The sequence below is a fragment of the Maridesulfovibrio pacificus (SeqCode) genome, assembly GCF_048612815.1.
GTDB lineage: Bacteria > Desulfobacterota > Desulfovibrionia > Desulfovibrionales > Desulfovibrionaceae > Maridesulfovibrio > Maridesulfovibrio pacificus.
In genome coordinates, this window is the sequence record NZ_JBLZNE010000001.1 from 3397501 (window position 1) to 3410895 (window position 13395).

The 13395-nt window shown below is 49.0% G+C and carries 10 protein-coding genes, 2 rRNA genes and 1 pseudogene (1 of these 13 only partly in view); 7 read left to right on the top strand and 6 right to left on the bottom strand.

The annotated features are described in order from the left end of the window. Both ACNI23_RS15710 and rrf read left to right on the top strand, forming a co-directional pair. Positions 1-1981 (top strand): 23S ribosomal RNA (locus ACNI23_RS15710); it begins 955 nt to the left of the window's first position. Positions 1982-2082: 101 nt separating this feature from the next. Continuing rightward, positions 2083-2197: ribosomal RNA gene (gene rrf, locus ACNI23_RS15715) — 5S ribosomal RNA — on the top strand. A 431-nt stretch (positions 2198-2628) separates the two neighbouring features. On the opposite strand, the gene ACNI23_RS15720 is transcribed toward rrf, so the two are convergent. Together ACNI23_RS15720 and ACNI23_RS15725 are read right to left on the bottom strand one after the other, a co-directional pair. Then, positions 2629-3111 carry a YchJ family protein gene (locus ACNI23_RS15720; protein ID WP_420250097.1) on the bottom strand — a complete coding sequence of 161 codons (483 nt, stop codon included), beginning with the start codon at positions 3109-3111 and terminating at the stop codon, positions 2629-2631. Between the two features lie 55 nt (positions 3112-3166). Beyond that, positions 3167-3526, bottom strand: a complete 360-nt coding sequence (locus tag ACNI23_RS15725; protein WP_420250098.1) for a NifB/NifX family molybdenum-iron cluster-binding protein — start codon at positions 3524-3526, stop codon at positions 3167-3169. A 112-nt stretch (positions 3527-3638) separates the two neighbouring features. Between ACNI23_RS15725 and arfB the strand changes: the two genes are divergently transcribed. The 5 genes from arfB to ACNI23_RS15750 all read left to right on the top strand — a co-directional run bounded on the left by arfB (position 3639) and on the right by ACNI23_RS15750 (position 9512). Next, positions 3639-4055: an alternative ribosome rescue aminoacyl-tRNA hydrolase ArfB gene (arfB, locus tag ACNI23_RS15730; RefSeq protein ID WP_420250100.1), complete on the top strand. Its 417-nt coding sequence runs from the start codon at positions 3639-3641 to the stop codon at positions 4053-4055. An 84-nt stretch (positions 4056-4139) separates the two neighbouring features. After that, positions 4140-4658 (top strand): OmpA family protein, encoded by a 519-nt coding sequence (locus ACNI23_RS15735; RefSeq protein WP_420250102.1) that lies wholly within the window; start codon positions 4140-4142, stop codon positions 4656-4658. Between the two features lie 67 nt (positions 4659-4725). After that, a complete protein-coding gene (locus tag ACNI23_RS15740; protein WP_420250104.1) occupies positions 4726-5307 on the top strand; it encodes a TetR family transcriptional regulator in 582 nt (193 codons plus the stop codon). 69 nt (positions 5308-5376) lie between these two features. After that, the gene (locus tag ACNI23_RS15745) at positions 5377-6483 is read left to right on the top strand and encodes an efflux RND transporter periplasmic adaptor subunit (protein WP_420250106.1); all 1107 of its coding nucleotides are present in this window, start codon (positions 5377-5379) and stop codon (positions 6481-6483) included. Beyond that, positions 6480-9512 carry an efflux RND transporter permease subunit gene (locus ACNI23_RS15750; protein ID WP_420250109.1) on the top strand — a complete coding sequence of 1011 codons (3033 nt, stop codon included), beginning with the start codon at positions 6480-6482 and terminating at the stop codon, positions 9510-9512. The genes ACNI23_RS15745 and ACNI23_RS15750 overlap by 4 nt, the downstream gene beginning before the upstream one ends. A 59-nt stretch (positions 9513-9571) precedes the next feature. On the opposite strand, the gene ACNI23_RS15755 is transcribed toward ACNI23_RS15750, so the two are convergent. The 4 genes and pseudogenes from ACNI23_RS15755 to ACNI23_RS15770 all read right to left on the bottom strand — a co-directional run bounded on the left by ACNI23_RS15755 (position 9572) and on the right by ACNI23_RS15770 (position 13180). Further along, positions 9572-10180 carry an FmdE family protein gene (locus ACNI23_RS15755; protein ID WP_420250111.1) on the bottom strand — a complete coding sequence of 203 codons (609 nt, stop codon included), beginning with the start codon at positions 10178-10180 and terminating at the stop codon, positions 9572-9574. Positions 10181-10183: 3 nt separating this feature from the next. Next, positions 10184-11002 (bottom strand): ABC transporter ATP-binding protein, encoded by an 819-nt coding sequence (locus ACNI23_RS15760; protein ID WP_420250112.1) that lies wholly within the window; start codon positions 11000-11002, stop codon positions 10184-10186. Beyond that, positions 10999-12067: pseudogene (locus ACNI23_RS15765) on the bottom strand (FecCD family ABC transporter permease). The gene ACNI23_RS15760 and the pseudogene ACNI23_RS15765 overlap by 4 nt, the downstream one beginning before the upstream one ends. Before the next feature lie 3 nt (positions 12068-12070). After that, on the bottom strand, positions 12071-13180 hold the full coding sequence (locus ACNI23_RS15770; RefSeq protein WP_420250114.1) for an iron ABC transporter substrate-binding protein: 1110 nt from the start codon (positions 13178-13180) through the stop codon (positions 12071-12073). Positions 13181-13395: the final 215 nt, after the last annotated feature.

A 13395-nucleotide genomic window follows, 5' to 3' on the forward strand; every position in this document is an offset into this window, starting at 1 on the left:
AATGCCGTAAGATATATCCTGGGAGTCAGACTGCGGGTGCGAAGGTCCGTAGTCGAAAGGGAAACAGCCCAGACCGTCAGCTAAGGTCCCCAAATCCATACTCAGTGGAAAAGGTGGTGGAGTTGTATAGACAGCCAGGAGGTTGGCTTAGAAGCAGCCATCCTTTAAAGAAAGCGTAATAGCTCACTGGTCTAACGATTCTGCGCCGAAAATGTAACGGGGCTAAGTATGGTACCGAAGCTACGGGATGCGTCTTTGACGCATCGGTAGGAGAGCGTTCTCAGATGGGATGAAGGTGAATCGGAAGGTTCGCTGGACTAATGAGAAGTGATTATGCTGGCATGAGTAACGATAAAACAAGTGAGAAACTTGTTCGCCGTAAGACTAAGGTTTCCTGGGTAAAGCTAATCTTCCCAGGGTTAGTCGGTCCCTAAGGCGAGGCCGAAAGGCGTAGTCGATGGAAAACGGGTTAATATTCCCGTACCAGCAAATGTGTGCGATGGAGGGACGCAGTAGGATAGCTCAGCCGGCTGTTGGATATGCCGGTGTAAGTGCGTAGGCTTGAGAAATAGGCAAATCCGTTTCTCTTTAAGGCCGAGACACGATGCCGTAACTTTACGTTTGAAGTGAGTAATTCCAGACTGCCTAGAAAATCTTCTAAGTTTAGCATTTGTTGACCGTACCGCAAACCAACACAGGTAGTCGGGTCGAGTAGACCAAGGCGCTTGAGAGAACTCTGGTTAAGGAACTCGGCAAAATGATCCCGTAAGTTAGCGAGAAGGGATGCTCCAGATGGTGACTTGATTCACTTAATGAGCTGTTTGGAGCCGCAGAGAATCGGGGGGGGCGACTGTTTACTAAAAACATAGGTCTATGCTAAGTCGTAAGACGATGTATATGGACTGACGCCTGCCCGGTGCTGGAAGGTTAAAAGGAGGTGTTAGACTTCGGTCGAAGCTCCGAATTGAAGCCCCAGTAAACGGCGGCCGTAACTATAACGGTCCTAAGGTAGCGAAATTCCTTGTCGGGTAAGTTCCGACCTGCACGAATGGCGTAACGATCTCCCCACTGTCTCAACCAGAGACTCAGTGAAATTGAATTACCGGTGAAAATGCCGGTTACCCGCGGTAAGACGGAAAGACCCTGTGCACCTTTACTATAGCTTGACATTGGGTTTAGGGCTATCATGTGTAGGATAGGTGGGAGGCTTTGAAGCCGGCACGCCAGTGTCGGTGGAGCCAACCTTGAAATACCACCCTTGATAGTCTTGAATTCTAATCCAACGCCGTTATCCGGCTTGGAGACAGTGTCTGGTGGGTAGTTTGACTGGGGCGGTCGCCTCCCAAAAAGTAACGGAGGCTTGCAAAGGTTCCCTCAGGCTGATTGGAAACCAGCCGTCGAGTGCAAAGGCATAAGGGAGCTTGACTGTAAGACAGACATGTCGAGCAGGAACGAAAGTTGGTCTTAGTGATCCGGTGGTTCCGCATGGAAGGGCCATCGCTCATAGGATAAAAGGTACGCCGGGGATAACAGGCTGATCGCGCCCAAGAGTTCACATCGACGGCGCGGTTTGGCACCTCGATGTCGGCTCATCACATCCTGGGGCTGAAGCAGGTCCCAAGGGTTCGGCTGTTCGCCGATTAAAGTGGTACGCGAGCTGGGTTTAAAACGTCGTGAGACAGTTTGGTCCCTATCTACCGTGGGCGTAGGATAATTGAAGAGGGTCTGCCCCTAGTACGAGAGGACCGGGGTGGACGAACCTATGGTGTTCCTGTTGTCACGCCAGTGGCATTGCAGGGTAGCTAAGTTCGGAAGGGATAACCGCTGAAAGCATCTAAGCGGGAAGCCTGCCTCAAGATTAGTTATCCCTATGCTTTAGCATCTAAAGATTCCAGGTAGACCACCTGGTTGATAGGCTGGAGGTGTAAGTGCAGTGATGCATTCAGCTGACCAGTACTAATAAATCGTGCGACTTATTTTTCTTCTCTTCCCTTAACTTTAATCCTAAACGATTGAAGCTAATGGAACTCTAATTCTTCTCTATTAAACCATATATTTTTGCTCAAAAAGCAAGCTAAATTTGCTTGCGGCCATTGAGGAGAGGTCACACCCGACCCCATTCCGAACTCGGAAGTTAAGCTCTCCTTCGCCGATGATACTGCTAGGTAGCTAGTGGGAAAGTAGGTCGCCGCAAGCTTTTTTATTTTCAAAGCCCCCTTGTTAACTCAAGGGGGCTTTACTTGTTTGCAGCGGATTTGTTTTTGATGCTCAGGGACGTCATTCGTAAGGGGGGCTTGGGGAGTCGTTTTTGGGTCTTGAACTCTTGGTGAGTATAGGGTTCATTAGGGTGGTTATGTCCCAAGGGAATTTGCCTTGTAAAAGATTTTAAGTGGAATAATATGCAGCTATACAGTTTTTATAATAAATGAGCGTACAGGTAGAGTTCTGGCATCCTCAGAGCGTCATAAGGATAATCGTATAAGTCTAGTTTGTGGTTCTCTGTGTTTATCGACTATCAACTCCTTGAGTGTATTCCTCGAAACAGACTCAACATCCCAATACAAATAGAAAAACCCCCGCTCCAAGGAACGGGGGTTTTATCATTTTCAGACTTGTGGAAGGTTGCGGTTAGCCGCAGCACTTCTTGTATTTCTTGCCGCTGCCGCAGGGACAGGGCTCGTTGCGTCCTACTTTTTTATCTTTTTTGATTGGCATGGGAGGAACGATGTCACCATCAAGGTAAAGCCAGTTGCCTTCTCTTTTTTCAAAGTGGCTGGCTTCGTGATGGGTGTGGATCGCTCCTGACTGCCTGAATTTTGCGATGAATTCGACTTCGCCGGTTTCATCGTCAGAAAGGCCCTTGGAGGTAGAAACAATTTCAAGGCCGAGCCATGTGGATGTTTCCGCCCAGGTTTTAACCTGATTCTCATCGTAATCGTGCTTGCTTTCCGGGGCGAGGGTATCGCCGAGGTAGTCGACATTCTTTACAACGAATGCACTGTAGCGGGAACGCATCAGTGCTTCAGCAGTGGGTGCAGGCTCTTTTCCTGTGATGTAGGGTTCGCAGCAGCTTTCGTAAGCGTTACCGGAACCGCAGGGACATTCATTCATGTTCTATCTCCAATTATTTATTTGCGGGCTGCGGATTAATGTTTAATCCTAAATTCTAGTGGTTGCCGCAGGAACCGTGGTCGTCGCAGACGGTTGCGGAGTCAGTCAGACTTCCTGCTGCCCACTGAGCAACCGCTTCTTTGAGTTCGCCACCACATCCGCGGATAACCTGAATGCCGCTGTTCTGCAAGAGGTTGACCGCTCCCTGTCCCATGTTGCCCGCCAGCATTACGGTTACACCTTTTTCAGCGAGAGTGGGCACGATGTTGGATTTACATCCGCAACCGGGGGGAGGGGTGAGTTTTTCTTCTTCGATGATATTTTTGGACTCATCCAGAGTATAGATGGTGAAAGCTTCACAATGTCCGAAGTGACCGTCGACCATTCCATCTCTGGAGGGAAGTGCAATTTTCATAATAAATTCTCCTTGAAAAAAAGTAAGAACGATGCAAGACCCGAAGCACCGTACTTAATAGACTGCGTACGCCACATACGCATACAAAAGACAGAATATCCAGCCGATAGCTATGATAAGTATCACTCACACATTGTCCATACCTGAGAATGAAATTACTTTTTTAACCAGCCGCAGCTCCGGCCCCGGCGGACAGCATGTAAATAAAACCTCTTCCAAGGTTACGCTGGTTTTTAATGTACAGGATTCGCCCAGTCTTAGTGATTACCAGAAGACGGTACTCATGACTCGCCTTTCTGGACGTATCAACACTAAAGGGGAATTGCAGCTGTCCTGCGAGGAACACCGCAGCCAGTTTCGCAACAAGGAGGAGGCCGTTTCACGTTTTGCCAAGATGTTAGCAGATGCCTTAAAGCCGGTGCGCCAAAGACATAAAACAAAGGTTCCGCACTCTGCAAAACGCAAGCGGCTTGATAGCAAGAAGAAAAGGTCAGAAGTAAAAAAGGGCCGTTCAAAGCCGAGTTACTGATTCTCACCGAAATAGAAATCCTTGCCCCAGAGCTGTGGAGAGGGTATTTTATTGCTATCCCTTAAAGTTTGCCCGGAGGTACTTATGAAAAAAATTGCTTTCCTGATCATATTTATTTTTGCCTGTGTACCATTTGTTTCGGCCAGGCAAGATGGCTTTGCCGCAAATTCTGATGATATTCTGCGTATGATCACCGATCCGGGTGGGCGGGCATTTCTAAAAATCGAATTTAGAGTTAATTCAGCCAAAATCAGTGAGAAAGCTAATCCGGTTGTTGATTCTCTCGGCACAGCACTGACTTCCGGTCCTGGAAAGTCCATGCAGGTCAGGTTGGTAGGGCATACTGATTCTGCCGGAAAGAGCGAATACAATCGTTCTTTGAGCTTAAAACGTGCAGAATCGGTTAGAAATTATCTTGCAGTTCATTTTAATATAGATCCAGCTCGTATTGAAGTTCAAGGTATGGGCGAGGATCAGCCTATAGCATCCAATGAAAATGCGCAGGGCAGAGCTCAGAATCGCCGAGTGGAAGTTATCAATATCAGCAGAAAATCTGATGCACCCAAGGCTTTGGAAGAGTTAGATACTAAAAATCTTTGGTAGAAAACTATTTTTGAGAATAGTTAATCATACGATTGACAAAGATTAATCGAATGATTAATTGGGTCGCATGACTAAGCGCGAAAAAATATTCCATGCCGGGGCCAAGCTTTTTGCTGAACGCTCCTTTAACTCAGTTGGAATCAGGGATATAGCCCGTGAAGCTGACGTAAACAGTGCTATGATATCTTACTACTTTGGAGGTAAGACAGGTCTGTTGCGTGAAATCTTTACCTCTTTTAGTGATCGAATGGTTTCCGTGATCAAAAAATCAATGTCAGAGGCCAGAAATCACGGCGAGTTGGTTGAACTCAATGTGGCTGCCTTTCGTGATGATGCAAGGAACAACAGGAACGTCTACCTAGTTGGGTTGCGCGAGCTAAACCATGATAGTGAAGAATTACAGGATCTGCGATTAACTCTTTATAACATAGGTTGGGAGCACTTTACGCAATTCTTGGCCAAGACTGGTGCTAAGACAGATCATCGGGAAGAAGTTAAAGATATCTGTTTCACAGCTGTATTGGGTACTGTCTTCTCAGACTACTTACTTGGTGGTGGTCACTATATTGATGATGACCAGAAAGTTGACGAGTACCGCAAGACAGTCACTCTTCTGTTGAAGGCGGGAAGCCCTGCCCTTTGGGAATAATTTTTTTAACCGAGAGTTAATCAACTGATTGATTAGAAGATAAAAATATAAAGCAGTGGGGGGAGATCCATGCGCAATAAATTGTTATTTTTGATTATGGCAATGATGCTTTTACCTGGATGTAAGGAAGAAATTAAAGTAGAACAGCCAGTTAGACCGGTAAGGGTAATGAAAATCACTGACGACAGTGCACCGGAGCTTAGAAAATTCCCGGGTAAAGTCAAAGCGACCCGCGAAGCTACTTTAGCTTTCCGTGTTCCCGGCCAAATTGAAGAGTTCAGTGTTAAGGAAGGGGATTACGTGAAAAAAGGGCAGGTCATAGCCACTTTGGATCAGCGTGATTTTGAAGCTGCTGTTGCTGACCTTGAGGCTAAGCTCATCGGTGCTCGTTCGGTAATGAAAGAAGCAAAGCTGAACTACGAACGAAATGCAAAGCTACTGGAGTCTGACACCGTAGCTCAATCAGCTTTCGATTCAGCTCAGAGTTCATTTGAAAGCAGCCGAGCCACGGTAAATTCCCTGATTCAGGAATTGCGCAGGGCCAAGCTTAACTTTCAGTACACCCGCCTTGAAGCTCCGTTCAGCGGAACAATTGCTGTAAAGTCCGTGGAAAACCACGAATTTGTGCAGGCTAAGGAGTCCATTGTTCAATTAGAGGATACTTCGGCTCTTGATGTCGTTGTGGATGTTCCAGAAAATATATGGGTCCGTGGATTCATAAATAAAGAGAGCCCTAATTTTAAAGGCATAGCAAAATTTGAGTCATATCCAAATCATGATTTCAAACTTGAAATCAAGGAATTCCAGACCAAAGCCAATGCTGAGACTCAGACCTATGAAGTGACTCTTAAAATGGAAAATCCCAACGGTCTTTCCATCCATCCGGGTATGACTGCGGAAGTCGTTGCCAGTATGCCGGAAAATAAAGATGCTGGTTCTGTTTCCGTACCTATCTCAGCTGTAGTTGGTTATCCCGATCAGGATAAATTTGTCTGGGTATATGAAAAAGGGGCAGTGAAGAAGCGTACCGTTGAGGTCGGCCGGATAGTTAACGACAGTTTTGAGATTCACGAAGGAATCAACCCCGGTGAACAGGTGGTTGTGTCCGGTGCGCATTACCTGCGTGACGGACAGGAAGTAAAAATTCTCAAGGGTAGAATCGGGGGCCGCGGATGAGTTTTGCACGGCTGACCATTGAAAAGAAAACAGTTTCATTGGTCCTGACAATTGTGTTTTTCCTTGGCGGGATTAATGCTTTTCTGGATATGCCCCGCCTTGAGGATCCTGAATTTACTATTAAGGAAGCGTTGGTTGTCACTAACTACCCCGGTGCTGCGCCTGCGGAAGTGGCTGACGAAGTTACGGACGTTATTGAAGGGGCAGCCCAGCAGCTTAAACAGCTTGATAAGGTAACCTCCATTTCTAACCGTGGGCAATCCATTGTCACAGTTGAAGTGCAGGATAAATATGATAAGGACACCCTGCCCCAAGTCTGGGATGAACTCCGCCGTAAGGTAAGTGATGCCCAGTCCTTCCTCCCCCCCGGGGCAGGGCCTTCTCTTGTTATCGATGATTTCAGTGATGTTTACGGCATCCTTCTCTCGGTAACCGGGGACGGTTATTCGCAGTTGGATTTGCAGGATTACGTGACTTTTCTGCGCAAGCAATTGCTGCTGGTTGAAAACGTTGCCAAGATTACCGTCTGGGGTGAACAGCAGGAGACTGTCTTTGTGGAAATCTCGCGGGCAAGAATGTCCCAGCTGGGAGTATCACTCGATTCTGTCTACAAGACCCTCTCCAACCGCAACCTTGTAGTTGAGTCCGGCAATGTAAAAGTCGGGCGGGAATACATTGAGATAGCACCTTCCGGCGGTGTGGAGTCGGTTGAGGATCTTGGTGATCTTTTCATCCGTGACGGTTCCGGTAAACTTGTTCCGCTGCGGGATGTGGCGGAAATTCATCGCGGTTACCAGAGTCCGCCTTCACAGATAATGGGCTTTAACGGGCATAATGCCATAGCCATCGGCATATCTATGAATCCTTCAGCCAACGTGGTTGAGCTGGGGCAGGCCATCAATGCCAAGTTAGATCAGTTACAGGCCCAGACTCCGGTCGGCATTAACGTTGAGGAAGTATACTTCCAGCCCAGCAGGGTCGATAATGCGGTTAACTCTTTTGTTATCAACCTCGCCGAGGCTGTGGCAATTGTAATCATAGTGCTTCTGCTTTTCATGGGTATGCAGTCCGGCCTGCTTATCGGGGCTATACTGCTGATCACAATTTGCGGATCATTCATCTTTATCCAGATGGCCGGGGTCGCACTGGAACGTATCTCACTCGGGGCATTGATTATTGCCCTTGGCATGCTTGTGGATAACGCCATTGTGGTTATCGAAGGGGTGCTGATCCGTTACCAGAAGGGAATGGACCGTATTCAGGCTGCAGTAGATGTTGTGGAGCAGAGCAAATGGCCGCTTCTGGGTGGTACCATTATTGCCATCATGGCTTTTGCCGGGATCGGTTTAAGTCAGGACAGTGTTGGCGAATTCTGCCGTTCCCTGTTCATCGTTCTCTTTATCTCTTTGATGATGAGCTGGATTACTGCTGTGACTGTAACCCCGTTGCTATGTGAAATGTTTTTGCGTCCAAAAATCAGCGAAGATGGCGATCCATACGGAGGATTCATCTTTCGTGCTTACCGCAGCATTCTTGAATTCTGTCTGCGTAAAAGGGTTCTGACCATGGTAACTCTGGCTGTTATGCTGGCCGGATCGATCTATGGTTTCGGGTTTGTTAAGCAGAGCTTCTTTCCTGATTCAACCCAGCCCCGTTTCTATATCCATTACTGGTTGCCGCAGGGAACTGACATCCGGGCCACAGCTGAAGATGTACAGGGACTGGCCGAAGTGATCCTTAAGGATGAGCAGGTCAAGAATGTCTCTACATTTACCGGACAGGGTGCACCCCGTTTTATCCTTACCTATTCACCTGAAAAAACGGCTAAGTCTTATGGGCTTCTGCTGGTGGAGGTGAAGGATTATGAAACGACCGGCGAAGTCATGGCCCGCTATAAAAAATATCTGTATGAGAATTATCCGCAGGCTGAAGCCAAAGTTAAAAAATTCAAGCTCGGTCCCGGACGCGCGGCCTCTATTGAAGTCCGTTTCAGCGGTCCTGATACCAAGGTTCTGCGTGAACTGTCCCAAGAAGCGCAGGAGATAATGCTCGCTACCGGACGTGCTGAATCCGTTCGTGACGACTGGCGTCAGGATGTCAAAGTCTTGAGTCCGGTAATTATGGAGGCTCAGGCAAAGAGAGTTGGTATTACCCGTCCTGATCTTGCCAAGGCCATGCAGATGTTCTTCACCGGAACCAATATCGGTGTTTACCGCGAGGGGGATAAGCTCCTGCCCATCGTTGCCCGTCCCCCGGATAAAGAAAGGCTGGACGTAAACCAGATCGGTGACGTGCAGATTTTCAGTCCGGTCGCCGGACGCATGATTCCGGTGGAAGAGGTGGTCTCCGGTTTTAAAACCAACATCGAACCTGGCAAGTTGCTTACCCGTAACCGTATGTTGACCATCACCGCTTCCTGCGAACCTGTTGAAGGGCTTCCTTCCGTGCTCTTTAATGAGTTGCAGCCGCAGATTGAAGGCATGAAAATACCTGCAGGCTACACAATGGAGTGGGGTGGTGAATTTGAAGATGCTTCCGACGCGCAGGGCAGTCTTGCTGCCAGTTTAGGTGGACCGTTCCTTATTATGATCCTTGCGACTGTCATGCTCTTTAACAATCTGCGAATCCCGACCATCATCTGGTTGACCGTACCTTTGTCGATCATCGGGGTTACCTGCGGGTTGCTTCTGACCGGGGAGCCATTCGGTTTCATGGCCCTGCTGGGATTCCTCTCGCTTTCCGGTATGTTGATTAAGAATGCCATCGTCCTGCTGGATCAGATCAATCTGGAGCTTGCAGAAGGTAAGGAGCCGTATAGAGCAGTAATGGACTCGGCCCTTAGCCGTATCCGTCCGGTAGCCATGGCTGCCGGAACCACCATCCTCGGTATGCTGCCGCTGGTGACTGATGCCTTTTTCTCAGCCATGGCGGTAACCATCATGGCAGGGCTGGCTTTTGCCACCGTGCTTACCCTGTTGGTTGTCCCGGTCCTTTACGCCATGTTCTACAAGGTTAAGAATCCTGCTTAAGGTTTAGAATTGCACTTAAAGTAAAGGGGTCTCTGTCTGTGTGACAGAGGCCCCTTTTTTCACATCTTCTGCTCAACCTTATCAAAGCAGGTCAGGCATAACGTGCGTCCTGCGAATCGCCGCGAGCGTGATTCCATGTGCATTTCCCCGCAATCCTCACAGACAAGTGATTGCAGTATGGATGCCGGACGAGGCATTTTTATTTGCGGTTCCTGTTTAATGAACATGTCCGCAAGGTCAGCTGTATAATATTGTTTTTCGCATTCAGCGCGGACTTGTGTGCATCGTTCTTCCTCTTCGGGAGTTGGGGTGCCTTCGTACACAACTTCCATCAGACGGCCCATTTCAGAGCGTAATCCACCGATAAAGTCGGGATTGAGCATGGCCCGAAATCCTTTGCCGTCGTCCCGGCGAAAGAAAGTAAAGGCCATTTTGCCGTGATCTTTGAGGATCAGGTTGCCTTTGCCTACGGAGCATCCGGTCAGGAACTGGATTGCATCCACTCCGCACATGTCGGTTTCACATATGGCAACGATGGATGAGTCGTCATGGTGGCCCAGTTCGCGCAGGCAAAGTTCTGCCGCGCGGACGCCGATGGCGAGCCCGGGGCACTGGTGGCCGTGAAATTCGATTGTTTGTTTAATCCGGTCTTCTGAAAAGTATGTCATGTTTTATTGCCTCATTTCATGCAAATGTTTGTGAGAGTGCTCATGTTCATAATCAAGGGCTTTGAGGTCTTCCACGGGATGGATTACGGGGCACCCCTTGCGCATTTCAATCTCAACTTCCACCCCGTAAACCTGCTCGATTATATCTGCGCTGACAGAGTCCTTGCCTCCGCAGCCGCAGACCGTTCCGTTCTTGAGGAAAATGAATTTATCCGCATAACGCAGTGCCGTGTTCAGGTCATGCATGGTCATAATCGCCGAGACCTTGTGCCCTTTAACCACCGCACGCACGGTGCGCAGGATTTCAAGCTGGTTCTTGAGATCAAGGGAGCTGGTCGGTTCATCAAGCAGAAGCACTTCCGGTTCCTGTACAAGGGCACGGGCAATGCTGACCTTCTGGAGTTCGCCGCCACTGAGCAGGTCGATGTAACGCAGTGAAAGATGGTTGAGTGAAAGTCGCTTCAAAGCAGCATCTACAATACAGATATCGTGGTCCCGGACCCGCCATTTGATGTGCGGCTTGCGGCCCATGAGTACGGCATCAAATACGGTCAGGCGGGCAGGTTCTACTCGTTGCGGCACGTAGCCGATCAAGCGAGCGATGTCGTCTGAAGCGAGCTTGAATACATCCTTTTCCTTAACTAGAACCGATCCTTTTCCCGGCCTGTGGATGGCGTTCATGCATTTGAGCAGGGTGGTTTTACCCGCGCCATTGGGACCGAGAATAGCCAGCAGCTCACCTTGTTCAACGGTGAAATCTACATCCTTTAGAATCGGGGTTCCGCTGTAGCTGAAATTTATGTTGTTGACCTTGATGTTCATTTGTTCCCCCTGATGATCAGCCAGATAAAGACCGGAGCTCCGAGGAATGCAGTCAGCACTGAAACAGGCAGTACATTGGGAGCCAGCATGAGTCTTGCCGCAGTATCCGCAGCGAGTAGCAGCACCGCACCCACAATGCAGGATGCCGGAAGCAGGAAGCGGTAATCATCACCGATCAAGCGCCGGACCATGTGCGGACAGACCAGCCCCACAAAGCCGATTATACCCAGAAATGAAACAATGACCGCCGTAACCAGCGAGGACAGCAGCATCCCTGTTAAGCGCACCCTTTCAACTTTTACACCCAGCCCTTTGGCAGTCTCATCACCGGCTTCGATGGCATTGAAGTTCCAGCGGTTTGCCGTGAACCAGATATAGGCAATGACGGTTACCGTGCTGATTATTCCCAGTTCCGTCCATGTAGCCCTTGCTACATCTCCAAAGGTCCAGAAAACCATGGCTGCCAGCTGCACGTCATCCGCAAAATATTGCAGGAACATGGTTCCGGCAGTGAAGAGTGCTCCGAGGGCGACCCCGGTCAGGACCATTACTTCCGGAGTGGCTCTGCGGGTGCGTGAAATCGCTATGATGGCGAAGGTGGCGATGAGGCTGAACCCGAAAGCTACCATGGTGGTCAGGTAAGGTGAGTTGATATTCACTGCACCCACATTGGAGCTGGTCATGGTTCCGAGGTCCAGCAGCATGACCGAGACTGCAGCACCGAAGGCTGCTGCATGGGAGATACCCAAGGTGAAGGGTGATCCCAGTGGGTTGCGCAGTATGGCCTGCATAACCGCCCCGGCCACGGAGAGTCCTGCACCGGCAGCCAAGGCGGTCAGGGCCTGCGGAAGTCTGATATTCCAGATGATCAGGTCAAAACGTTTGGAAACAGTATCTCCAAGCAATGTCAGCAAGGCTTCCGGGGCTGAGATGGAGACCTGGTCCCATGCCTATGGAAGTGATCAGCATGGCTCCGGCCAGCAGCAGTCCCGCTGCTATGAAGAATGTTTTCTGCCTGATGTGCCGCGAGTACTCCGCGGGTATCTGTCCGTCATCAAAGTGCATAAGCTAATTCAGCTCCAGTTTTTCAAAACCTTTTACACTGAACGCTTTGGTCATGGTCTCAAGGACAGGCGCACCGACCATGAAGCTGTATATTTTGTCTGCTTCGGCAGATGGGTCGATGTCTTTAAATCTTTCAGGGTAGAGAACCTTACCTACGTAATAGGCATCGGCAATGATTGAGCCGTAGTTCATAGAATACCAGTTGTAGGGAAGAACTGTATAAACTTCACCGGAAGTAACCGCATCAAGTGACTGGTAAGCGGGATCGGTTTTGATTTCGTAGATTGCCCCGGCATTTTCACCCAGTTGGGAGGTTGAAATATCAACAAAAAGGATTTCCGGGTTCCATGCCACAATCTGTTCCTTGGAAACATTGGCATGCTGCAAGGGTTTGCCTTGTCCTTTGGGCGGGCAGGCTACGTTTAAAGCATTTACAAAGCGGAAAGGCGGATAGGCTGGTTCAGTGGACTGGAAACCGTGCGGACCTTTCTTGGCAATACCTCCAACGTAGCAGGATTTGCGTTTCTCTTTGGGGATATCTGCGGTTCTTTTGGTCAGGTCGGCAATATGAGCTTCCATGAAGTCACACACAGCCTTGGCTCGTTCCTGTTTGCCGATAACTTCACCCATGAGTTGCAGTGACTTGTAGATCACATCGCGTTTGGCGGCTAAGCTGGCGTAGGAAAGGCAGACTACAGGAATTCCGGTTTTGGTCTGAAGTTCATCCGGGTCGTAGCCCATGTCTTTGTATGTCTTAAAGATTACCTGCGGCTGCGGTTCAAGGCCGAGGATCAGTTCAGGGTTGTCATGCCCCCGGAATTCACCGATGAGAGGCATTTTCTTGAATTGCGGATTGGCAATGGCGTACGGGCGCGCATCGAATCTTGTTTTGCGGTGCTCAATGGAGTCCACACCTACGATCATATCCTGCCCTTGCAGATAAGTGAGATAGCGCAGGCAGCCGGGGCCGGAACAGATTACGCGTTCTATTTTTTCCGGTATTTCCACCGTACGTCCGGCCATATCGGTGATAGTTCTGGTTCCGCCGAAGGCCGGTAAGGCGACGCATAGGGTGATGAGCAGAGACAGGATAGCGGAGAAGGACTTATTCATGGTCACCTCAGATTTCTGATTTTGGAAGCAGTTGTTAGGATGTTATTAAAAATCAATATGCATTTGATGTATACGTATTGCAAAAACGTGTCAACGAGAGCTAAAGAAAAAGCCCGCCTTAAAAGGCGGGCTTTCAGAATGTCGCGACATCTGGATTACCAGTTAATTTTATTTACGGCTTCTATCGCTTTTTTTGTTACTTGCGTAATTTTATG

Bases quoted from the DNA above. Each gene is read 5' to 3' on its own strand.
- ACNI23_RS15745 (WP_420250106.1), top strand. From the start codon at position 5,377: ATGCGCAATAAATTGTTATTTTTGATTATGGCAATGATGCTTTTACCT.
- arfB (WP_420250100.1), top strand. From the start codon at position 3,639: ATGATAAGTATCACTCACACATTGTCCATACCTGAGAATGAAATTACT.
- ACNI23_RS15755 (WP_420250111.1), bottom strand. From the start codon at position 10,180: ATGACATACTTTTCAGAAGACCGGATTAAACAAACAATCGAATTTCAC.
- ACNI23_RS15735 (WP_420250102.1), top strand. From the start codon at position 4,140: ATGAAAAAAATTGCTTTCCTGATCATATTTATTTTTGCCTGTGTACCA.
- ACNI23_RS15725 (WP_420250098.1), bottom strand. From the start codon at position 3,526: ATGAAAATTGCACTTCCCTCCAGAGATGGAATGGTCGACGGTCACTTC.
- ACNI23_RS15770 (WP_420250114.1), bottom strand. From the start codon at position 13,180: ATGAATAAGTCCTTCTCCGCTATCCTGTCTCTGCTCATCACCCTATGC.
- ACNI23_RS15740 (WP_420250104.1), top strand. From the start codon at position 4,726: ATGACTAAGCGCGAAAAAATATTCCATGCCGGGGCCAAGCTTTTTGCT.
- ACNI23_RS15720 (WP_420250097.1), bottom strand. From the start codon at position 3,111: ATGAATGAATGTCCCTGCGGTTCCGGTAACGCTTACGAAAGCTGCTGC.
- ACNI23_RS15750 (WP_420250109.1), top strand. From the start codon at position 6,480: ATGAGTTTTGCACGGCTGACCATTGAAAAGAAAACAGTTTCATTGGTC.
- ACNI23_RS15760 (WP_420250112.1), bottom strand. From the start codon at position 11,002: ATGAACATCAAGGTCAACAACATAAATTTCAGCTACAGCGGAACCCCG.